The 19216-nt window shown below is 61.3% G+C and carries 25 protein-coding genes; 9 read left to right on the top strand and 16 right to left on the bottom strand.

The window, feature by feature from the left end:
- Positions 1 to 3 precede the first annotated feature (3 nt).
- From DDE77_RS03955 to DDE77_RS03985, 7 genes are all read right to left on the bottom strand, one after another.
- On the bottom strand, positions 4 to 972 hold the full coding sequence (locus DDE77_RS03955; protein ID WP_108396285.1) for an ABC transporter permease: 969 nt from the start codon (positions 970 to 972) through the stop codon (positions 4 to 6).
- Positions 973 to 993: 21 nt separating this feature from the next.
- Positions 994 to 2481, bottom strand: a complete 1488-nt coding sequence (locus DDE77_RS03960; RefSeq protein ID WP_245895083.1) for a sugar ABC transporter ATP-binding protein — start codon at positions 2479 to 2481, stop codon at positions 994 to 996.
- 280 nt (positions 2482 to 2761) lie between these two features.
- The gene (locus DDE77_RS03965; RefSeq protein ID WP_108396131.1) at positions 2762 to 3748 is read right to left on the bottom strand and encodes an ABC transporter substrate-binding protein; all 987 of its coding nucleotides are present in this window, start codon (positions 3746 to 3748) and stop codon (positions 2762 to 2764) included.
- A 122-nt stretch (positions 3749 to 3870) separates the two neighbouring features.
- Positions 3871 to 4575, bottom strand: a complete 705-nt coding sequence (locus DDE77_RS03970; RefSeq protein WP_108396132.1) for a DnaJ domain-containing protein — start codon at positions 4573 to 4575, stop codon at positions 3871 to 3873.
- Positions 4572 to 5294, bottom strand: a complete 723-nt coding sequence (locus tag DDE77_RS03975; protein WP_108396133.1) for a hypothetical protein — start codon at positions 5292 to 5294, stop codon at positions 4572 to 4574. Before DDE77_RS03975 ends, DDE77_RS03970 begins: the two co-directional genes overlap by 4 nt.
- Before the next feature lie 43 nt (positions 5295 to 5337).
- Positions 5338 to 5643 carry a hypothetical protein gene (locus DDE77_RS03980; RefSeq protein WP_108396286.1) on the bottom strand — a complete coding sequence of 102 codons (306 nt, stop codon included), beginning with the start codon at positions 5641 to 5643 and terminating at the stop codon, positions 5338 to 5340.
- 26 nt (positions 5644 to 5669) lie between these two features.
- Positions 5670 to 6071, bottom strand: coding sequence for a DUF983 domain-containing protein (locus tag DDE77_RS03985; RefSeq protein ID WP_108396134.1), 402 nt, complete (start codon positions 6069 to 6071; stop codon positions 5670 to 5672).
- Between the two features lie 194 nt (positions 6072 to 6265).
- Between DDE77_RS03985 and DDE77_RS03990 the strand changes: the two genes are divergently transcribed.
- The 3 genes from DDE77_RS03990 to DDE77_RS03995 all read left to right on the top strand — a co-directional run bounded on the left by DDE77_RS03990 (position 6266) and on the right by DDE77_RS03995 (position 7207).
- Positions 6266 to 6592 (top strand): hypothetical protein, encoded by a 327-nt coding sequence (locus DDE77_RS03990; RefSeq protein WP_108396135.1) that lies wholly within the window; start codon positions 6266 to 6268, stop codon positions 6590 to 6592.
- A complete protein-coding gene (locus DDE77_RS19365; protein WP_157959659.1) occupies positions 6589 to 6783 on the top strand; it encodes a hypothetical protein in 195 nt (64 codons plus the stop codon). The genes DDE77_RS03990 and DDE77_RS19365 overlap by 4 nt, the downstream gene beginning before the upstream one ends.
- Positions 6784 to 7018: 235 nt before the next feature.
- Complete coding sequence (locus tag DDE77_RS03995) at positions 7019 to 7207, top strand: hypothetical protein (protein WP_108396136.1); 189 nt, start codon at positions 7019 to 7021, stop codon at positions 7205 to 7207.
- A 103-nt stretch (positions 7208 to 7310) separates the two neighbouring features.
- On the opposite strand, the gene DDE77_RS04000 is transcribed toward DDE77_RS03995, so the two are convergent.
- Positions 7311 to 7592 (bottom strand): hypothetical protein, encoded by a 282-nt coding sequence (locus tag DDE77_RS04000; RefSeq protein ID WP_108396137.1) that lies wholly within the window; start codon positions 7590 to 7592, stop codon positions 7311 to 7313.
- A gap of 132 nt (positions 7593 to 7724) precedes the next feature.
- Between DDE77_RS04000 and DDE77_RS04005 the strand changes: the two genes are divergently transcribed.
- Positions 7725 to 7970, top strand: a complete 246-nt coding sequence (locus DDE77_RS04005) for a DUF2934 domain-containing protein (protein WP_210204335.1) — start codon at positions 7725 to 7727, stop codon at positions 7968 to 7970.
- 72 nt (positions 7971 to 8042) lie between these two features.
- Positions 8043 to 8525, top strand: coding sequence for a response regulator (locus tag DDE77_RS04010; protein ID WP_108396139.1), 483 nt, complete (start codon positions 8043 to 8045; stop codon positions 8523 to 8525).
- On the opposite strand, the gene DDE77_RS04015 is transcribed toward DDE77_RS04010, so the two are convergent.
- Both DDE77_RS04015 and DDE77_RS19370 read right to left on the bottom strand, forming a co-directional pair.
- Entirely contained in the window at positions 8526 to 9305 is a 780-nt protein-coding gene (locus DDE77_RS04015) for a Crp/Fnr family transcriptional regulator (protein WP_108396140.1), read from the bottom strand.
- Positions 9306 to 9544: 239 nt separating this feature from the next.
- On the bottom strand, positions 9545 to 9712 hold the full coding sequence (locus DDE77_RS19370) for a hypothetical protein (protein WP_157959660.1): 168 nt from the start codon (positions 9710 to 9712) through the stop codon (positions 9545 to 9547).
- 93 nt (positions 9713 to 9805) lie between these two features.
- On the opposite strand from DDE77_RS19370, the gene DDE77_RS04020 reads away from it, so the two are divergent.
- Positions 9806 to 10138 carry a hypothetical protein gene (locus tag DDE77_RS04020; RefSeq protein WP_108396141.1) on the top strand — a complete coding sequence of 111 codons (333 nt, stop codon included), beginning with the start codon at positions 9806 to 9808 and terminating at the stop codon, positions 10136 to 10138.
- A gap of 63 nt (positions 10139 to 10201) precedes the next feature.
- Here DDE77_RS04020 and DDE77_RS04025 read toward each other — a convergent pair whose 3' ends face one another.
- Positions 10202 to 10444 (bottom strand): DUF378 domain-containing protein, encoded by a 243-nt coding sequence (locus DDE77_RS04025; protein ID WP_108396287.1) that lies wholly within the window; start codon positions 10442 to 10444, stop codon positions 10202 to 10204.
- A 62-nt stretch (positions 10445 to 10506) separates the two neighbouring features.
- Positions 10507 to 12207 carry a hypothetical protein gene (locus tag DDE77_RS04030; protein WP_108396142.1) on the bottom strand — a complete coding sequence of 567 codons (1701 nt, stop codon included), beginning with the start codon at positions 12205 to 12207 and terminating at the stop codon, positions 10507 to 10509.
- 267 nt (positions 12208 to 12474) lie between these two features.
- On the opposite strand from DDE77_RS04030, the gene DDE77_RS04035 reads away from it, so the two are divergent.
- From DDE77_RS04035 to DDE77_RS04045, 3 genes are read left to right on the top strand one after another with little or no spacing between them, the layout of a single operon-like run.
- Complete coding sequence (locus DDE77_RS04035) at positions 12475 to 13074, top strand: histidine phosphatase family protein (RefSeq protein ID WP_108396143.1); 600 nt, start codon at positions 12475 to 12477, stop codon at positions 13072 to 13074.
- A gap of 16 nt (positions 13075 to 13090) precedes the next feature.
- Positions 13091 to 13843, top strand: a complete 753-nt coding sequence (locus DDE77_RS04040) for a TIGR04290 family methyltransferase (RefSeq protein WP_108396144.1) — start codon at positions 13091 to 13093, stop codon at positions 13841 to 13843.
- Positions 13844 to 13846: 3 nt separating this feature from the next.
- Positions 13847 to 14788, top strand: coding sequence for a glycoside hydrolase 5 family protein (locus DDE77_RS04045; RefSeq protein WP_108396145.1), 942 nt, complete (start codon positions 13847 to 13849; stop codon positions 14786 to 14788).
- 3 nt (positions 14789 to 14791) lie between these two features.
- Here the strand turns inward: DDE77_RS04045 and DDE77_RS04050 are convergent, their stop codons facing one another.
- From DDE77_RS04050 to DDE77_RS04065, 4 genes are read right to left on the bottom strand one after another with little or no spacing between them, the layout of a single operon-like run.
- Positions 14792 to 16168 carry a Coenzyme F420 hydrogenase/dehydrogenase, beta subunit C-terminal domain gene (locus DDE77_RS04050; RefSeq protein WP_108396146.1) on the bottom strand — a complete coding sequence of 459 codons (1377 nt, stop codon included), beginning with the start codon at positions 16166 to 16168 and terminating at the stop codon, positions 14792 to 14794.
- Positions 16155 to 17225, bottom strand: coding sequence for a polysaccharide pyruvyl transferase family protein (locus DDE77_RS04055; protein WP_108396147.1), 1071 nt, complete (start codon positions 17223 to 17225; stop codon positions 16155 to 16157). Before DDE77_RS04055 ends, DDE77_RS04050 begins: the two co-directional genes overlap by 14 nt.
- A 6-nt stretch (positions 17226 to 17231) precedes the next feature.
- Positions 17232 to 18251 (bottom strand): Gfo/Idh/MocA family protein, encoded by a 1020-nt coding sequence (locus DDE77_RS04060; protein ID WP_108396148.1) that lies wholly within the window; start codon positions 18249 to 18251, stop codon positions 17232 to 17234.
- Positions 18248 to 19204, bottom strand: coding sequence for an MDR/zinc-dependent alcohol dehydrogenase-like family protein (locus DDE77_RS04065; protein WP_108396288.1), 957 nt, complete (start codon positions 19202 to 19204; stop codon positions 18248 to 18250). Before DDE77_RS04065 ends, DDE77_RS04060 begins: the two co-directional genes overlap by 4 nt.
- Positions 19205 to 19216: the final 12 nt, after the last annotated feature.

The following is a 19216-nucleotide window of genomic DNA, read 5'->3' on the forward strand; positions in this document are numbered from 1 at the left end:
GTGCTAGCGGCTACGGCGGCGGAGCTGGTCGAAGAAGACGATGATGATGATCAGGGCGCCCGTGATGATGCGCTGCCAGAAGGAGTTGACGTTGAGCAGGTTCGCGCCATTGCTGATGGTGGCAAGAATAAATGCGCCGATCAGCGGGCCGTGGACGGAGCCAACCGCGCCGAACAGCGAGGTACCCCCGATTACCGAGGAGGCGATGGCCTGGAGTTCCCAGCCGTCGCCCTGCGTGGCGTTGCCGACGCCCAGGCGCGCGGCGAGCATGACGCCAACAATGGCGGCGCACATGGCGGAAAGGCCATAGGCGATATAGATCATGCGCGGGACGCTGACGCCCGAAAGGCGCGCGGCCTCGGGGTTGGAGCCCACTGCGTAGAGATAGCGGCCCCATTTGCTGAGGTGGAGGAATACGAAAGCCGGGACGGCAACGATGATCACCATCCAGAAGAGGTTCGGCACGCCCAGGAAGCTTTCACGCGAGAACTGGTTGAAGCCGGCATCGGTGATGTTGATGGTCGAGCCATTGGTCATCAGAAGGCCAATGCCGCGCAAGGAAGTGAGTGTCGCCAGGGTAATGATGAAAGGCGGCAGGCCCATCTTGACGATGCCGAAGGCGTGGAAAAAGCCGATCAGGAGGCCCATCAGGAGCGTTACGATGATGGCGATCCAGACCGGCACGCCTGATTGAATGAGGCTTGCGACCACCACTGTGGAAAAGCCCACAATGGCGCCCACCGACAGATCGATGCCGGCGGTGATGATGACGAAGGTTTGCCCGATAGCCAGGATGGCGATCATGGAGCCCTGGCGCAGCAGATTGGAGATGTTGTTGCCGGTGGCGAAATTGGGTGTCGCGATGCTGAGCGCTACGCACAGGAGAACCAGCAGACCGACCAGGGTGAGCGCAAACAGGAAGTTCCAGTTGCGCCGGGTCTTGACGGAGGTCGGAACGGTTTCGGTGGTCATCATTGTCTCCAGATACGCCGGCTAAACGCCGATGGCCTCGGCCAGAATGTCTTCGTGCGATCGCTCGCGATAGGATTGACTGCCAACGAGATGGCCTTCGCGGAACACGTGGAGCGTGTCGGCGAGTTCATAGACTTCGGGCAGGTAAGACGAGATCAGGATGATCCCGGCACCATTTTTGAGCAGGCGGGCAAAGAGGCGGTAGATTTCGGCCTTGGTGCCCACGTCGACGCCCACGGTGGGCTCGTCGAAAATGAAAACCTCAGCACCATGGTTGAGCCATTTGCCGATGACAATCTTTTGCTGGTTGCCGCCCGACATGGAGGAGGCGAGCGAACGACGTGATGGCGTCTTGATCTGAAGGTCTCGGATCTGCGCATCGGCACGGCGCTTTTCCTCGCCACTGTCGATGACGGGGCCGCGCATGAGCTGGTCGTAGACAGGCAGATTGATGTTGAGCCCGATCGGCAGATTAAGGTTCAGCCCCTGGTCGCGCCGGCTCTCCGGGGCGAGGGCTATGCCCAGATCGATGGCCTTGCGCTCGTTGGAGATGTCGACCGGCTGTTCCTTCCAGAGGATTTCGCCCGAGGTTTTTGGATTGCGCCCGAAAATGGAAAGCGCGAACTCGCTGCGGCCGGCGCCGATCAGGCCATAAAGGCCGACAATTTCGCCCTGGCGCACGGTGATCGACACGTCGTTGAACCCCTTGCCGCTGAGATTGCGCGTTTGCAGCAGGGTCTTGCCGAAGGGGATTTCTTCCTTGTGGTAGATCTGCTCGAGCGTGCGGTTGATCATCAAGGCGACGAGTTCGGCGTCGTTGGTGTCCTCGATATTGCGGGTGCCGACATGGGTGCCGTCGCGCAGGACCGAAACGCGATCGGCGAGTTCGAACACTTCTTCCATGCGGTGGCTGATGTAGACGATGGTGACGCCCTCGGCCTTGAGGCGGCGGATCAAGGCGAAAAGCTGGGCCGCTTCCTGGCGGGTGAGGTAGGCGGTGGGTTCGTCGAAAATGATGAACTTGGTGCCGCGTAACGAGGCGCGGGCGGTGGCGACCAATTGCTGCTGGCCGATGGTGAGAGTGCCGAGCAGCGCGTCCGCGGGCAGGCTGAAGCCCATGTCATCGAGGATCTTCTGGGCTGCGCGGCTCATTTCACGGCGCTGCAGGAGGCCCCATTTGGTGTTTTCGTCGCCAAGGAAGATGTTGGCGGCAACGGAGAGTTGCCGGCAGAGCACCACTTCTTGGTGGACAGCGTTGATGCCGTGGTTGATGGCTTCGTTGGGCGTGGCGAGGTCGACCTCCTGCCCATTCCAGATGATGGTGCCGCCCGTGCGTCGGATTACGCCGGTGAGGAGCTTGATCAGGGTGGACTTTCCGGCGCCATTCTCGCCCACAATGGCGTGGATCTCGCCCCGGCGGAAGCTGAGCGTGCTTTTCTTGAGCGCCTGGACGTGACCATAGCGCTTTTCGAGGTCGCGCAGTTCAAGGATGATGTCGTGGGGTGGCAGAGCCGCTGCGCTGGTTTGACCGGCTGGGTGCGGCGGACCACTACTTAGATCAGTCAAGTTTGCCCCCATCTTCCCGCTTGTATGGTGTTAATCCCAAGCGGAAAGCTCGATTGGTTCGCTTGCGGTAAAACGGAGTTCCCGCTTCGTGGAATGACCCCGGTGGGAGGATAGAGCGAATTGGTCGCCCTATTGTGGCTCTCACACCCCCTCCCAACCTCCCCCGTTAAAGGGGGAGGTGCCGCTCTGTGATGGTGGCACGAGCGTGCCACTTGCATTTCAGCTAGTTCACTTTGGGATTGAGCAGTTCCTGGCTGCGCTCGTCGTCCATGTTGGCGGTGGTGATGAGGTTAGCGCCCGTGTCGACGAATTTTTCAACCGTTTCGCCCTTGGACACGGCAAGCGCGGTTTTGATGCCATCATAGCCCATGCGGTAGGGGTCCTGAACGACCAGGGCGTCGATGGTGCCGTCCTTGAGGAAGCCTACGAGCTTGTCGTCGCTGTCAAAGCCTACCAGGGCGACGCGCTCGGCTGCGCCATTTTCGGCGATGGCCTGGCCGGCGCCCTGAGCCTGGATAAGGTTGGAGGCGAAGATGCCGACAAGGTTGGGGTTGGCGGTGAGCAGGTCGGTGGTGATGTTGAGGCCCGTGGCGGCCTGGCCATCGGCATATTTGTCGGCGACGAGGTTGAGGCCGGGATATTCGGCGGCAAGCTGTTCCATGAAGCCCTGGCGGCGTTCTTCGAGCGAGCCGGCATTGGGGCTGTTGGTGATGATGGCGACGTCGCCCTCGATCTTGCCGGTTGCGGCCTCGATCGCAGCGGCAAGGCCGTCGGCAGCGATGCGGCCGCCCTGCACGTTGTCGGTGGTCAGGAACGAGGAAAAGGCGTCCGATTCGGCCGAAGAGTCGATGCCGATGATCGGAACGGACTGCGCGGCTTCGGTGATGGGCGCGCCAAGCGCCGAGCGTTCAGTGGGCGCGATCACGATGGCGGCAGGGCTGCCCGAAACGGCGTTTTCCAGAATGGAAATCTGGCCATTGATGTCGGTTTCGGCCTGGGCACCCAGCTCGGGGACGTTGACGCCGAGTTCCTGCCCGGCAGCACGGGCACCGGCCAGAACGATCTGCCAGTAGAAGGACGTGGTGTCCTTGACGATGATGGGGATGGTTACGTCCTGCGCCAGCGACACGGACGAACCCAACATGCCCGCAGCCAATGCGATGGACGATAGGCCCAGGACCGCGCGGCGGCCCAGCTTCTTGATGGTCATTCTCTTCTCCCTTTACGGCACGCTTCGGCTTCTGTTGGTCCGATAGCGCGCTCCAACATAGAAGCACGGCTGAGGAGAATGTAAAGCGGGCAAACGCTATTTTTCGGGGATCATTAAGCCGGCTAGTGGCGCAGGAGCCGATCGCGGGCTTCGTTGATCTTGGAGGCGAGATAGCTCGAGCCCCCATGATCGGGATGAACAGCCTTCATCAGTTCGCGATGGGCGGCCTTGATATCGTCATCGCTGGCGCCCGGCTGAAGGCCGAGTATCTCATAGGCCTCGGCAAGTTCGTCCACTGGCGCGGACTGGCTAGGGCCTGCATTTCCGGCGCTGTCCTGCTCGGCGAAATATTCACGCCAGCCGGCGCGATTGCTGTCGAGCCAGCTTTGGAGAAGGCTGATGCTGTCGGCGTCGCCCTGCACTTCCTCGATCAGGAGGCGCGTATCGTATTCCCCCAGATCCATAAGGTCGGCGCCGGTAAATTGGCCACTTGTTACGCGCCCGGCGACGGCACCAGTGTCGTGATCGAGCTCCATGGCGAAAAACCGGCTGCGGACCTTGGATATATTGCCGGGATCGCCCAGATTGCCATCAAGGGAAAAGGGACCAAGCCTGCCGGTGCGCAGGATGGAGAAGACGCCGGCGCCAACAAAAACGGCGAGATCGATCCGGCGGGCCAGCACCAGGCCAATCGTCAGGAGCGCGCCGGCACCCCCGACAAGCCAGCGCAGGCCGGACCTGATGGTGCGAGGATCAAGGCGGCGGATATATTGGTAGGCGGCCAGGATAGCCAGCAGCGTGACACCGCCGAGCAGAATATAGCTCATCGGCCTTCGATCTGCGCGAGCAAGGCGCGTGCGTGCTTGGTGCCCTGAAGCCTGAGATGTTCGCGTCCGCCGCCGGCATAGGCGGCCACGGCCTTCAGAAGGGCTGCCAGCTCCTGGGGTGCGGAGGCATCAAAGCGGGCATAGGCACCCTTGGTCAAACGGGCAAATTCGCGAAAGGCTGCCTCGACACGGCTGTCGTGGCCTTCCTGGAACAAAAACATGGGGCAGTTAAGAAGGCCCAGCTCGCCCGCTTTTTGCGCGAGCTCGTCCACATTCTCCTCGATGGCGTCACCCACGAAAACAACGGCGTTGATCTTGCCCTTGGTATGCTCGGCACGGGCATGGGCAAAGACCTTCCCGATCTGGGTATTGCCGCCGCGGCAATCGATGCGGCTCATCAGGCGGGCAAGAGCTTGCGCATCGATCACCCATTTGGAGGCGCGGCATTCCCCGAAGCCGCGGAAATAGAGTAGCTGCACTTGCAGGCCGCGGTCCTTGGGGAGGGCCTTGAACATCTCGGCCTGAAGCGACTGAGCCAAATCCCAGGTGGGCTGACGGCTCATGGTGGCATCAAGGGCAAACAGGAGCCGCCCCTGCCCTGCGCCTGCCGGACGCGCCAGCGTGCCGACCTTTTGGACAAAGGCGGCGACATCGGCGCTGACATTGGCCGATTGCTGCAGCGGCTTGTTGGGGGTGTTCGCGGGATCCTTGCTTGCCATAGGGAAGATATGTGCTCGGGCAAGCGCCCGCACAAGTCCTGCGCTAGAGGCGATCGGGATGGGGCGGCTTGGTTTGCCCTACAAGCTTGGCCAGTTCGGAGAAGGCTGGCGTCTGGCCATCGGCCGCGCTGTTGTTGGCAAGGAACAGCAGCCGGGGCGCGAAGGCGACCGCATCCTGCTCTGCGCCGCTCAGGCTCTCGTTGCGGTAGTCGCCCAGGGCAGTCTGCTCGGCGCGGCGCAGGGCCAGTCCGACTTCGTCGCGCGTCAGAATACCTTTTTCGACAAGGGCGTTGTTGATGGCGGCGATGGCGAGGTAGAGGCCCTCGAGCTGCAGATTGGCCGTGTTCAAAATCTGTCTCCTGTTGCTGGCAAAATTCAGAAGCCGTGGAGCCGGCGCGCCCATTGCATGCCCACAATGGCGCCCTTGATGGAGGGCAGCATGAGCAGCGGCAGGATCACGGCAAGTGGTATAAGGATGGCGAGGTAGATCCACGCCGCGATTTCGGGCCCGGACTGGAAATGGAGCAGGCCGCCGACCAGAATATGGCCGACAATGGTGATGGCGACATAGGCCGGCAGGTCGTCGGCACGATGGTGGCTGTAGTCGAGCCCGCACTGCTCGCAGCTATCGGCGATCTTTAGGTATTTGCGATAGAGCTTGCCTTCGCCACAACGCGGGCAGCGGCAGCGAACGCCATTCATCATCGCAGGGCCCAGGTCGCGATCGGTGTCAGAGGCTTGCCTGGAGGCGCTTTGAACGTCCTGGTTGTTGCTCATGGCGTGGCTCCCGTTCTCCCTGAATGAACCATGCGAACCTCTTATGGTTCCGGCTTGCCTGGAGCCCCGATAGGGACTTGAAAACCAAACAGCGAATTCTAGATCACCTCCTGCCAAGCCCATCATGGGTTGGTTTGTCAGTGGGACCCTTATAGGGTCCTTCCTATCTATGTTGCTCATCAGAGGATGTAGTTATGTGGACAAACACTGGTTTTGCCATTGATCCCAGGGATGTCGATGAGGTCGAGCGGAGCGATCTGATCGGGTATTACCACCCGCGCGAGATCGTCGCCGACCAAAGCCTCAGCGTGGCGCGACGACGAGCATTGCTCGCCCATTGGCTGTCGGATCGCAATGCGGTGCGCGGCGTGCCGGGGCTGAGATCAACCAGCACGGGCGTTACGGCCAGGGTGGATGACCTGCGGGCCGCGCTTTGTGCGCTTGATCGCGTTGAGGAGATGGTGCCCGCCGAATTGGCAGCGCACCAGATGGGGCAATCGAGCATGGGAGCGGCAGCGTGAATCTCTCGTGGAATTCCCTTACGCCCTTGCAGCAACGAGCCCTTGCGGCGCTGAGCCAGCTTGGCACATCGCCCCTGCCGAGCGAACTGGCCGAGCAACTATATAGCCTTGGGCTCGTCGAGCCGGTGGATGCAAGGCGCTATTGTATGAGCTTGAAGGGCAGCACGGTGTTGCCGCCAACCATTCACTAGCTTTGCAAGCCCTAGGCCCGGGAGCGTTTCCGGGCCGTTTGCCGGCTGCTGGCGATAGGGACGAGTTGCCACGCAGGTGACCGAGCTCACCAGATCAACTGGTGGGCGATGGTCGGGTCATTGTTAGGCAGGAAAGGCGGCTGGAACTTCCATGTCGAAGCAGCGCACCCTTGCGCAGGCAACCCGGGAACGGCAGAGCCGTTGTCCCTCATATCGAGCGGCAAGTGAGCGTAACATGAGCGATTCAGCAAATCCCGAGCGCCCCCGGCCGGAAACCGACGAGGTGCTGGTTGAGCGCAACCGCGGCGTGGCCGAACGGGCTGCCCTGGGCAACAATCCCTATGGCAGCATGGTGCGCATCATCCTGGGCGTAGTGGCGTTTATTGTGGTGTTCGGCACGATCTTTTACCTGGCGATGAACTAGGCCGCGCCGGCAAGCACGACGGGCCCGCATGATCGGGCTAGTTCGCGCCGTTTCTCCCAAGCGTCGGGCCGACGCTTGTGCGGAGGTCGTGAAGCAAGGGTTTTTAGTCGGCTGCCAGGAAAATGGTCGAGATCGCGACGATGGCGACGACCACTATAAGCAGAAGGTAGATCATGCCGCCGGAAACTGCCGGCCGGCCTTCGCCGCCAGGCGACCAGGGGGCAGATTGCTTTTCGAGCTTGCGCTCCTGGGGCGTGGGCGGAGAGCCGCCCGCCTCAGCGTCTGTGCCCAGGGGGGCAGTTGCGGGATCGGGCATGGCGACTTTCTCACCAGTGCGGCCCTTGTCGATATCGTCACGCAGTTGATCGGTTGTCGGGTTTGCCATGCATACATAAAGTGGCAACCAGCAACCGCGTTCCATGCTTGAGCCAGGGATCGTGGACCCATATCGTGCGTTACAACGTGAACGATGGGGCAGCGGGGCTGTTTAGCATCGGTATTTCATCGGGAATGGACAATGCCAGACGAGAACGACCCCTGGATCGACAAGGATTTTGAGTCAGCGGTGCGCGACACCGCCTATTTCCTGTGGGAGAACGATGGCCGCCCCCTGGGCCGGGAAAAGGAATACTGGTTCACCGCCCTCGACAGATGCCTGCGCCAACGCGAGGCAGACGCCCTGCTGCGCCAAAATCCACCTGCAGAAGGGGCAGAACAGGGTGGGGCCTCCGCGGATACCAGCGGTAAGAACAGCGGCACTTGAACCATCTGGCTTAACCAAAGTTATAGCCATGTAACGCAGGTCGCGCGAAACTGCGGGACGAGGTGGAGCGACATGGCATCAGAAGAAGCGGCCGATCTCAACGGCAAACGCATCGTTGTGGTCGAGGATGATTTTGTGCTTGCCACCGATATCTGCCGGTCCTTGCGGGATCTGGGTGCCACTGTGCTCGGCCCCGCGCCGACGCCGTTTTATGCCATGCACCTGATTGGGCGCAAAAAGATCGATGCGGCCGTGCTTGATGTGCGGCTGCATGGCACCACAGTGTTCGAAGTTGCCGACATGCTGCGCGACCAGGGCGTGCCGATCATTTTCGCAACGGCCTCGGATCGCAAGTCGATGCCGAACCGGTTCCGGGAATCGCCGTTGCTGGAAAAGCCGTTTGATCGCAAAAAGCTGGTCAACGAGATCCATGCGGTGACGCGGCGGCCTGTTGTGCGGCCGACCAGCCCCTTGCGTACGATATTGCCCAGCACGCAGCGGGAAGCTCCGGCGCAGATGTTTGCCCGCGCCCTGGCCCGCAGCTTTGCCCGCTAGCTAGTTGGAACGCAGATAGCGTCCGTCAAACGACGCTATGGCTTCAAGGCCGGCCGGATCCAGAATCGTCACCATGCCCTGCCCCATGCTGATCAGCTTGCGCTTGCGCAATTGCTGGATGGTGCGGTTGATATGGACGGTGGAGAGCCCCAGCGCCTCGCCCAGTTCCGCCTGGGTCATGGAAAGCTCGAACTGGTTGCTGGCAGCCACGAGGCCCACGGTGCGCAGGCGATAAAACAGTTCGCACAGGAAATGGGCCAGGCGCTGCAGGGCGTCGCGCGCACCCAGGCTGATGATCAACTCCCGCCCGCAGGACTGATCGATCGCGGCGGCGCGCATCATGGCGACAAGAATGTTGGGCATCTTGTCGGCAGCGGCCGAAAGCTGACGAAGATCGATCCGGCCAACCACGACCTGACCTAGGGAAAGCACGCTTTGCCGGGTAACGCTGGAGGACAGAAAGCCATAGTCGCAGAGGTCCCCCGGAACGACAAAGCCGGTCATCTGCCGGCGGGCGCTGTCGAGCACCTTGTAATGGCAGGCGAGGCCTTCCAGCAGGACCAAAGCTTCCTTGGAGGGTTGCTGTTCCCGCAGAATGTCCTGATGCGGCGCAACTGTGTAGACAGTCTCGACCAGCGATTCGAGGATTTTGCTTTCCTGCGGCTGCAGGGGATAAAGCGCGTTGAGCCGGCGTGCGAACACATCATGTTCACCATCGCCGATGGTCCGCTCCTGTCCGCGAAAACCCTCGGCTGCTTCAACGGAATAGTGGCTGCTCATCTGTGACCTTGCTTGCGCTCGTCAACACTCCTTCTGGACGCCTGATATGTTTCTTGTTGGACATAACGAAGCGGCGCAGTTCGAATGAAGTTGAACGCTCCTGAGCCGTCAACGCTGAAACGGCCCGAGATGATCCTTAGCGGACCGGTGGTTGATCACCCATAGCAGGTGAAGCGGCAATCCGTTTTAACATAGATTTAGCTGGCAGCGACAAGCAGGTCGATAGCCCGCCGGATCTCTCAGCTGTCCTTCCTGCCGGTCTGGTCACTTTCCGCGCGCTCGATATGCGGTTCGGTGACCCCGGTTTCCGCCAGGCCCTTGTTGCTGCGCGGGGTATTGCGGTTGTGGTCGGCTTCGCTTTGCCGTTCCTTGCGGCGCTCGGTGTTATGCTCTGTCTTGCCCGTCATGGTTGTTTGCTTCTCCTGTTTGCTTAACCGGCGTTATCCGGCGAACCTTTTACCCCTTGGCTCCATTCGGCTTGCGTCGAGGAGCGATTCAAAATGACCAATGCGAGCAAGTTCACCCATGAAGATTGGGCGTCGTGGTATGAACGGGCTCGCACGCATACCCGCGTCGCGCCAAGGCTGACCGAGGATCTGCGCGCTGGAACGGCGAGTGCGGCCTTGCTGGCGACGGCGGCTGCAACCCTGGCGGAAATGGACGACGACATCATTGCCGGGGAGTTCCTCGCGCGTTCCCTAGCCGCATCTGGAGCGAGTCAGGCAGTTGAAGCAATTGCCGGGGAATTGTCCCAAATCGCACAGGATCTGCTGCAGGCCATTGTGGAGGCCAAGAACGGGCAGAATTTCTGGGACGGAACAAGCCTCCCCTAGATGCGGAAAGCCGCCATCGGCAAATGGCAGCCTTTTGCCTTGAGACGCTCGTCGGGCCGCGTCCTAGTGGTTGCGCGCTGTCGTATTGCGCTCCGCCGGCACTTCGCCGCTCGACATGGCCCGGGAGAAGGGCACGAGCTGGTAAATGGCGGAAAGGCCAACCAGGATGTAAACGATGCGGGCAAGCGCCCCATCCTGGCCACCGAAAATTGCGGCAACAAGATCAAACTGGAAAGCACCGACCAGCAGCCAGTTGATGCCGCCAATAATAATCAGCAAAAGAGTGATAGGATTTAGCGCTTTCATTGCAAGCTCCATAGGCAGGTAGAGTTACAAGGGCCAAAGCGCTGTGCAGTTCACGACTTAACTCATGTGATCTGCACGCCGTTTGCCAGCAGGCGCTGCCCGTAGCGCCTTAACTGCCGGTCGATGCGGGCGAATTCTTGCCTGTTGTTGCGATCCCGCGCCATGCTCCACAGGCCGATCTGGAAACCGAGATAGCAAAGCTCGCTCGCGGCGACGAAATCGGGTTCGATCGAACGGCCGATGCGCTCGGCCAAAGCCGTGGCGAGTTGGTCGCGATCTTGAAAGCAAAGATCCAGCTCGACTGCGGCACCGGCGAGATCCCAGGCGATATCCTGGCAGCCGACCAGATCATGGGCGGCGTGATGATCGAGGCTGTCGAACTTGAACCATTGCCCATCTTTCAAGTGCCACTCCCAAGCATGTATGCGGTTATCGGTGCAGCAGGGGATGGGATGGAAGCGCTCCGGATTGCCGAGGGCTGTGCGGAGACTGGTTGCGGCGTTCTCGCCATAGCGCTGACCGATATTGTAGATGGCGGCCTCGAAGAGTTCACCAAGGCTCGCCCCTCCCCCTTGCGGGGGCAAGTTGGACCGAAAGGCAAGATAGTCGATCAGGCGGCCCGGAGGGAGTGTTTGCCCGGATGCGGTCTGCCCCTCGAGCCATGGCATAAGGAGAAAACCGCAGGCCAAAAACATGGGTTGAGGCAGGAAGCCGGCATCGCCCAGCGCTTGGGCCAAGGCGAGCTTGTTCTGGCCAGCGTCGCCATTGCCGGAGAATTTCGCGAGCCATTTGCCGCCCTTGGTTTCCGCCAGGAATTTGCGCTTTTCCATAGCTGGATCGGCCGGGACCTCGGCAGGGGCCTTCAGATCGCGCCAGTTTCCCCCGGAGATGTCACGCAAGGGCGCCGTTAGTGGACCTACGGCCGACGCGATCCAGCTTTCCAGGCTTTGTGCGGGTTCTGCGGCGTCCAGAACCAAGGCGTCGAAGCTGACATGGTGCTTGGGCGCTTTTGCCCAACGCTGGCGATGCGCCTCTTGTGCTTGGGGGCCGAGATCGCCGAAATGGCTGGGAAAGAAATGAATGCGTTTCTCGGCAATTCCGTGTCTCACCAGCCAATCGGCGACGCAGTTGAAGGACGAGCCGGACAAGCCCGGACCTTCGTCCACGACGGCAAAGGCGCCCTCTCTTTCCAGCAGATGGCGGGAGAGTTTTGGCCCAAGCACTAATTGGCGATCAAAGGGGTGACCAGAGGGACGAATGGTTATCGCTGGTGGTGCTCCGAGGCCCGCAGCCACCAGGGCCGCAAGCCCTGCGCCGATGCTGCGGATGCCGATCACCGTCGTGTCGGTTCCCAGCCCCGATTGGCGCGCTGCCGCGATATAGCTTTCGGGGTAAAGGGCGTAGAAGGCATAACCTTCTGCCTGCTTGGTGGTGATGGAGCCGGCTTGCCCTAGTGCATAGAGTTGCTGGAAGGCCGCGGGAGGCAGGGGCTCGGTGTTGGAGAAGCCGCTGTCCCATGAAGCTGCAACAGTTTGGGCAAGCGATAACAGCAGCGCATTGCCCGCCTTCTGCGTGGGGCTGATTTCATCGGCATGAATGTGATGGAACTCGCGGTCGGCTATGCCTTGCACCAGTTCGGATAGGCGGATGAAAGCTGCAACGAGTGACTGGTGGCGTTCCCTCCTCGGACCGAGATTGCCCACTTTTTGCAGGCGTTGCCTGAGTTCGCGCGCAACATTGCTCGCATCTTCAAGGCGCTTCATATCTCCAAAGACTTGCACTGGCTTGGCTCTTGTTCTGCGATCAGCAGGAACAAAGCTTGGCGGGTCCCGTTGGCCTCATAGAATGTATGGGGTTGGCATGGCGATGACGGAGCAAGGAGCGCAGGGGGAGAGCGCGAGCGCGAGGATTTCTGCGTGTTTTAGCGTGGGAGAGGTGGCTAAAGCTTGTCCTCATCCCCCGCAACAGCTGCCTTCTGGCTTAACGCAGGTTAACTCCTCTGCCCCTCATGCTTTTGCGGGGCCAAGGGCGTGACAGCTGCGTTTTTTCTGGTGCGCCATGCCGCCCATGACAATGTGGGCGGGTTTTTGGCCGGACGGGCACCTTCGATCCATTTGGGTCCCGATGGGCTGGCGCAGGCGCAGCGCCTGGCCACGCGCATGGCGCGGGAGCGCTTCGAAGCGATTTATGCCAGCCCTCGCGAGCGAACGCAGGAAACAGCCGCTGCCATTGCTGCGGCTAGTGGCGACATGCCCATCAGCATTGCCGAGGAACTGGACGAAGTGGATTTCGGCGCCTGGTCCGGTTCGACCTTTGATCAGCTCAACAAGCTCGATGAATGGCAGCGCTGGAACAGCCAGCGCAGCATGGCCGAAACTCCCAATGGGGAAACCATGATCGACGTGCAGCGCCGCTCAATTGGGCTGGTACGGCAGCTGGCGCGGCAGAATGCCGATGGCCGCTTCGTGCTGGTCAGCCACGCCGATATCATCAAGTCTATAGTCAGCCACATATTGGGCCTGCCGATCGATGCATGGCCGCGCCTGGAAATCTCGCCGGCGTCAATCACCACGATCGTGGTTGGGCAATGGGGCAGCAAGGTGCTGACCCTTAACGAAACTACCCCATGAACAAGGAGGCATGCGCATGACCCTGCCTATTGCTGAAATCCGCCAAAAGGTTGAAGCACTCGGACCGTGGTTCCACAATCTGGATCTGGGCGGTGTCCGTACGGCGCCGGAGCATTTTCTGGGCGATTACCCCAACATCAAGTGGCGCAAGATCGCCGATGCCATTCCGGCCGATCTTTCGGGCAAGACGGTGCTCGATATTGGGTGCAATGCAGGGTTCTATTCGATCGAGATGAAGAAGCGCGGCGCAGCGCGCGTGCTGGGCATCGACTTCGACGATGTTTATCTCAATCAGGCGCGCTTTGCCGCCGAAGTGGCTGAGGCCGATATCGAGTTCCGGAAGATGTCGGTTTATGATGTCGGCGCGCTCGGCGAGAACTTCGACGTCGTGATCTTCATGGGCGTGCTTTACCATTTGCGCCACCCGCTCCTCGCGCTGGATTTGATCCGCGAGCATGTGGCAGCGGACATGTTGATCTTTCAATCGATGCAGCGCGGCAGCAAGGATGTGCCCGAGCTCGCCGAGAACTATCCGTTCTCCGATTATGAATTGTTCAATGATCCGGCTTACCCCAAACTGCACTTCATTGAGCATCGCTATGCCAATGATCCGACCAATTGGTGGGTGCCCAATGCAGCCTGTGCCGAAGCCATGTTGCGCAGTTCGGGCTTTGAAATCACCGCCCATCCGGAAGCGGAAGTTTATATCTGCCGGGCCATTCAACAATCGGCAGACGCCTATCCTATTTACCCCAGCAAGGGAGCCTAAAGCATGATCGAAGCGGCCATGATCTGGAACGAGCCGAACAACAAGTCCCATTGGGATCCCGAGATTGATCCGGAATGGGCGCAGTTCGGCCACATGGTCAATCTGGCTGCCGATGCGATCGCCCAGGCCAATCCGGACGTGACACGAGTGCTCGGCGGCATTTCCCCGATCGATCCGGGCTTCATGACGCGCATGAAGGATTATGGTGTGCTCGACCGGGTCAACGCCGTGGCCGTGCATGGTTTTCCGCTCGACTGGAATCTGTGGCAGATCCACGACTGGCCCAAGAAGCTTGACGAGATCCGCGCCGTTACCGATCTGCCGATCTGGGTGAGCGAGGTGGGCATTTCCACCTTTGGTGCCGAGGAAGTGCAGGTCTGGGGGTTGCAGCGCACGGCCGAACTGCTCAAGGGCAATGCCGCGCGCATCCAGTGGTACAGCCTTTATGATCTGCCGCGCGAGTGGGAAGCGACCACCCGCCACCGCGAGGCCGAGGGTTCATCCTATTATCGGCACTTCTACATGGGGCTGCTGCGCGAGGACGGATCGCCCAAGCCGGCGCTGGAGGAGTTTGCCAAGCACACGCCCGAGATGGGGCTGGTGCAGTGGTTCCACTATCATGACCATCGGCTGGACGACGCAGTGGCCTGGATGAAGCGATTGGGCGTGACGCATCTGCGCACGGGGCTTTCCTGGGCCGACAGCTTCCGGCCCAATGCGCTCGATTGGTTCGACCGGCAGATGCAGGCGCTGGAAGATTTCAACGTTACCGTGACGTTCTGCTTCACCCCTGAGCACCGGGGCATTGCGCCCCATCACACCAGCGCGCCGCAAGTGCCCGAGGAATTCGCCGCGTTCTGCGCGCAGATGATCGAGCGCTATGCGCCGCGTGCCGACGCTCGGTCCCAAGCCGAGTTTCTTCAAACCCCAGCACTGACGATCTAGCCCCTAGCCGTCGCCTCGGCTCAAGCGGAGCCGCTTGGCGACGGCCCCTATCCTGCCCCGGCCATAGGCCAGGCCATGGTAGAGTTTGAGGGCCGCATGGGCCCAGGTGACATAGATGGCCGGGCGATGCTGCTGGCGCGCCAGCCAGAACATGCGATGGCTCCACAGGCTGATCCCATAGCGCAGGCGATAGATCAGCTTGCGCTGGAACGGCAAATCCCTACTGGGCGCGACGCGCTTGCGGGGCCTGAGGCCCAGGCGATGCCAAGACAGGCGGTATGCGAGGCCCTCGCGCCGCTGGCGAAAACCGGCGGCCTGGGTGTTGGCGATGTAGTCGGCGTCAACGGGTTTGAGCTCGAGCCTTGTGGCCGCAATGGCTTCGGCGACGATATCGCGCAGTACGGGCGAGCGCACCACAACGACATTGGTGCCGCGCCAGTCGGATGAATAGGGTTCGACCCAGGCATCGCCAAAGGAGATGTCGGCGGTTTCCGCCAGGACATCGTCGCAGTAATTGCAGGCCGAATTCTGGAAGAAGCCGGCGCCCCAATCGCCATCGCCCAGATACCACCAGTCCTTCTGGCGGACGGAGCCATCCTTTAGTTTAAGCTGGGCGGTGTACCAGTTTGCAGGACGTTCAGGACCCTTGATGCGATATTCGGCGCCGCTTACCGCCTCGATGCTGGTGTCCATCTGCCAGGCAAAGCTTTCCACGAGCCGCGCGCTTTTCATATGCCCGCAGAAAAGCCCCAGAGTATAGGTGATCCGTTCGGCAAGGATCGGGTCCTGCGCGCGGGCCAGATGCACGGCCTTGATGAAGCAGGGTATGCCTATAACGGCGTAGCGTCCGGGAACCTCACGTATTTCGCGAAGAATGGCCGAGAGTTCCACGGGGTAGTAGCGAGATTTGGCGCCGGCATGGACCTCCTCGACGCTGCGGGACATGCCATAGCCAAAGAAAACGTCGCCGCCAGTGGGCCGCACATGGGCGACGCCATCCACCATGCCTCGGCGCAGCAATTCGGCCGCGACCCAGCTGACCATGCCGCCCGAGCTGCCTTGCTGGCGAAACGGTTCTTCGCTGACGGCGCCGACATAGGCGGTTTCGAACCGGCCCAGGCGCGCGTCCTGGTGCGGCGCTTGCGGGAAACGCACCGATGCGATCTCGTCTTCGTTGGTCGCCACCGGAGAAAAGGGGCAGGTCTGCGCCAAAGCCTCAGAGCGCCGGCGCTGCTCGGCGCGTGACGTCATGGGCTTGTATTGCCCATAGCGGTCCAGTTCCATTTGCACATTCGGCAGCGCCATGGTGCAGGCGCCGCAGCCGATGCAAAGGCCGGACTTGGTGATCTCGCCCAAGCTGACCGCGTCAGGCAAGGACATGATCGAGGTAGCTATCGGATTGGATCCGCATGGCTGCGATGGTATGGCCGATCTGGGGATCCAGAACGTCGTTCAGAATGCTTTGGAACTGAGTGCCCGTGGTTTCGGGCGAAACCATGTGGCGCTCGGCTCCCAGGGCGCCCACAAGATCTCGCACCTTGTTGAAGCGGTAGTCAGACGGCGCGGTGACGAAGGGTTTGCCGTTGACCAGGGCAAAGACGCAGCCGTGAAAGAAGTTGGTTACAACTGCCCGCGCCCCCGCAACAATCGCAGCGAATTCCATGGGGCCGGCGCCGATCAGCTGCTCGTCGGCCCAAGCATTTTCATAGCCGATGCTGAGGAGCTGGACGCCCTGATTGTTGGCCCATTGGCGCATGGATTGCTGCAGCCATTCGGGAAAACCGTGGCCATAGACCAGGGCATAAGGTTCACGCTCGGGTAGAGGCGGCACTTTGGGGATGAGGTGCGCGAATTGCAGGCAAGGGTCGAGCACCAAAGGCGGGGTGCGGCCCGTAGCCTCGGCGACAAGAGATTGCGAGTTCTGATCACGCACGGAGATCGCGTCAAAGCGCTTGAGCCGCGAGGACCAATAGCCCTCCAGCCCACCAGAGGCAGATTGGTTGCCAAAGCTTGCCGCATAGGAGGCCAGCAGTCCGGCATTAAGGCCATCGCCATAGAAAATGCCCTTCCCGCCATACCAAGGGTGACGGAGGTTCCACACTTCGTCGCTGCCCACGAGCACCACGTCGCAGGCTTCGCTTTGCTCGGGCTCAAGCAGGGGAAAGGGCTGGGACAGGGGCAATCGGTCGAAAGCTTCGAAAAATTTACGCGCCTTTTGGACATAGGCCGAGCGATGGCTGGCGGGCGGCGCATCAGGGATGGGGTGGAGGGCGACGCGCCACTCGGCCAGATTGATGCGGCGGGAATGGTGGTCCAGCAGGACGGCATCATGGCCGCGCGCGCGCAATCCTTCAGCGAGGCACCGCGCCTGCCAATAGGAGCCATAATTGATGCAACGATGGAAGGTGAGGATGCCGACGCGCTTGGGTGAACTCATAATACTCTAACGGGCATAGATGCGGTCCAGAATGTCGGCCACCGCGGTAAATTGTTCGGCTGCCGGATCGAACCGGCCACCCTGCGCAACGCTTGCGGCCCAGGCGGCCGGGGCGCGACCGGACCAATCGTCGGGTGGCTGGGACAGCACACGCGATTGGGTCCCGGTATTGTGCCGGGCCTCGAAATCGAGAAACGAACCGCCCACATTGCTGAAGCTGGCGCCGCCCTCGGTGCCATAGAAATCGGCACTGATCACCGCATCGCGTCCGGCATGAAGATGCCAGGAGGTGGTGACGCGCACGACAGCGCCCGTAGCCAGGGTCAGCGTTGCGACGGCGAAATCTTCCACTGTGTCGCTGTTGGCGGCAAGAGGCTGGCCTTTGCTGAACAGCTGGCTCGTGACCGATGTGACCTCGGGGAAATGGAGCACCCAGAGGGCCAGATCCACCATGTGAACGCCCAGATCCATGACGCAGCCGCCGCCCGACAAGGTCTTGTCGAAGAACCAGGGTTTGTCTGGGCCATAGGCATTGTGGAACACCAGATCTGCCGCAAAGACCTGCCCCAGCGTGCCGGAGCGCACAACGGACGCGACCTGCTCCATGCCCGCGGTGTAGCGATAGGAAAGGTCGACCCCGAGCGTTCGATCCGCCTTGCGGGCAGCATCGACGACGGCTACAACCTCGTCCCGGGTGCGGCCCAGCGGCTTTTGGCAAAAGACGGGCAAGCCCCGCTCCAGCGCCTTGATCGACTGCTCGGCATGAAGGGCGCTTGGCGTGGCGATGACCACGCCATCCAGATCATGGGAGAGAAGCTCGTCAAACGATGATGCAACCAGGGCGTCAGGCGCAATCTCCTGGGCAGCCCGGACCATTTCGGCTGAGGGGTCCGAAACCACAGCCGCCTCGACCAGCCCCTGATCCACCAGCGCGCGCATGCGGTTGAGCCCGATGCGGCCGGTTCCGAGAAAGCCGATGCGGGGCAGAGCTTGCGCTCCTTGGGGCGAAGCGGAGGCACCGCTCATGGATAAACCACCAGGGCCTTCATGAAGCCATCCGGCCGGTCGCGCGTCGCATTGAGCGCCGTGTCCAGCTCCTCGAGCGGATATTTGTGCGTGTAAAGGGCGCTCGGATCGAGCCGGCCCTCCTCTACAGCGGCGATGGCGTCGCGAATGCCTTGCACATACATGGCTGGGTCGCGCTCATGGGCGTTGATCACATCAAAGCCGCGCCAGTTCCACATCTGCATGTTGACTTGACGGGGACCATCCTGATGGTAGCCCGCAACGATCAGCCGGCCTCGTTCGCGCGTGAGTTCGGCGGCAAGATCAAGCGGCCATTGCTTGCCCACGGCTTCGATGACCCGATCGCAGAACTGTTCATTGGTGAGTTGCTTGACCTGCTCGATGATCTGCCAATGATCGTTCATCGGGATGATCTCGGCAGCGCCCAGTTGCTTGGCCAGATCAAGGGCGAATGGCCGCCGACCTATGGCGATTACCCGGGCGCCGGCGGCAACAGCGAGCTGGATCAAGAGGGCACCAAGAAAGCCGATGCCGATGATGGCGACGGTTTGCCCGGCGGCAATCTCGCTGCGCCGGAAGATGTTCATGGCGCACCCCAGCGGCTCGCCGGGGAAGGGAACGCCGTCCAGCGTTGATGGGAGCTTCACCACGGCCTTGGCATCGGCAATGTCGTGGGTGGCATAGCTATGGTAGGACAGGGCTGCGACGCGGTCCCCCACATCCACGCCTTCCACATCCGGGCCAATTGCATCAATGCGGCCCCAGCCTTCATGGCCGAGCCCACCGGGTTCGGTGGGGAATTTCATCCATTCAGGGCCGGACCAGGGGCCAAGATTTGAGGCGCAGACGCCACAGCCCTCGAGCCGGACCCGAACCTGACCCGGTCCGGGGCTAGGCAGTTCATGCTGTTGTATTGTGATCGTGCCGGGGCCAGTAACGACAGCCGCTTGCATTTGCTCGCTCGT

It is taken from the genome of Devosia submarina (assembly GCF_003056345.1).
Taxonomy (GTDB): Bacteria; Pseudomonadota; Alphaproteobacteria; order Rhizobiales; family Devosiaceae; genus Devosia; species Devosia submarina.

Excerpts from the sequence above, each read along its gene's own strand:
- DDE77_RS03965 (WP_108396131.1), bottom strand. The coding sequence starts at position 3,748 with ATGACCATCAAGAAGCTGGGCCGCCGCGCGGTCCTGGGCCTATCGTCC.
- DDE77_RS04060 (WP_108396148.1), bottom strand. The coding sequence starts at position 18,251 with ATGAGCGGTGCCTCCGCTTCGCCCCAAGGAGCGCAAGCTCTGCCCCGC.
- DDE77_RS03970 (WP_108396132.1), bottom strand. The coding sequence starts at position 4,575 with ATGAGCTATATTCTGCTCGGCGGTGTCACGCTGCTGGCTATCCTGGCC.
- DDE77_RS04055 (WP_108396147.1), bottom strand. The coding sequence starts at position 17,225 with ATGAGTTCACCCAAGCGCGTCGGCATCCTCACCTTCCATCGTTGCATC.
- DDE77_RS04040 (WP_108396144.1), top strand. The coding sequence starts at position 13,091 with ATGACCCTGCCTATTGCTGAAATCCGCCAAAAGGTTGAAGCACTCGGA.
- DDE77_RS04020 (WP_108396141.1), top strand. The coding sequence starts at position 9,806 with ATGACCAATGCGAGCAAGTTCACCCATGAAGATTGGGCGTCGTGGTAT.
- DDE77_RS03995 (WP_108396136.1), top strand. The coding sequence starts at position 7,019 with ATGAGCGATTCAGCAAATCCCGAGCGCCCCCGGCCGGAAACCGACGAG.
- DDE77_RS04050 (WP_108396146.1), bottom strand. The coding sequence starts at position 16,168 with ATGTCCTTGCCTGACGCGGTCAGCTTGGGCGAGATCACCAAGTCCGGC.
- DDE77_RS04015 (WP_108396140.1), bottom strand. The coding sequence starts at position 9,305 with ATGAGCAGCCACTATTCCGTTGAAGCAGCCGAGGGTTTTCGCGGACAG.
- DDE77_RS04030 (WP_108396142.1), bottom strand. The coding sequence starts at position 12,207 with ATGAAGCGCCTTGAAGATGCGAGCAATGTTGCGCGCGAACTCAGGCAA.
- DDE77_RS03955 (WP_108396285.1), bottom strand. The coding sequence starts at position 972 with ATGACCACCGAAACCGTTCCGACCTCCGTCAAGACCCGGCGCAACTGG.
- DDE77_RS03975 (WP_108396133.1), bottom strand. The coding sequence starts at position 5,294 with ATGGCAAGCAAGGATCCCGCGAACACCCCCAACAAGCCGCTGCAGCAA.
- DDE77_RS04005 (WP_210204335.1), top strand. The coding sequence starts at position 7,725 with ATGCCAGACGAGAACGACCCCTGGATCGACAAGGATTTTGAGTCAGCG.
- DDE77_RS04045 (WP_108396145.1), top strand. The coding sequence starts at position 13,847 with ATGATCGAAGCGGCCATGATCTGGAACGAGCCGAACAACAAGTCCCAT.
- DDE77_RS04025 (WP_108396287.1), bottom strand. The coding sequence starts at position 10,444 with ATGAAAGCGCTAAATCCTATCACTCTTTTGCTGATTATTATTGGCGGC.
- DDE77_RS04000 (WP_108396137.1), bottom strand. The coding sequence starts at position 7,592 with ATGGCAAACCCGACAACCGATCAACTGCGTGACGATATCGACAAGGGC.
- DDE77_RS03985 (WP_108396134.1), bottom strand. The coding sequence starts at position 6,071 with ATGAGCAACAACCAGGACGTTCAAAGCGCCTCCAGGCAAGCCTCTGAC.
- DDE77_RS04010 (WP_108396139.1), top strand. The coding sequence starts at position 8,043 with ATGGCATCAGAAGAAGCGGCCGATCTCAACGGCAAACGCATCGTTGTG.
- DDE77_RS19370 (WP_157959660.1), bottom strand. The coding sequence starts at position 9,712 with ATGACGGGCAAGACAGAGCATAACACCGAGCGCCGCAAGGAACGGCAA.
- DDE77_RS04065 (WP_108396288.1), bottom strand. The coding sequence starts at position 19,204 with ATGCAAGCGGCTGTCGTTACTGGCCCCGGCACGATCACAATACAACAG.
- DDE77_RS03990 (WP_108396135.1), top strand. The coding sequence starts at position 6,266 with ATGTGGACAAACACTGGTTTTGCCATTGATCCCAGGGATGTCGATGAG.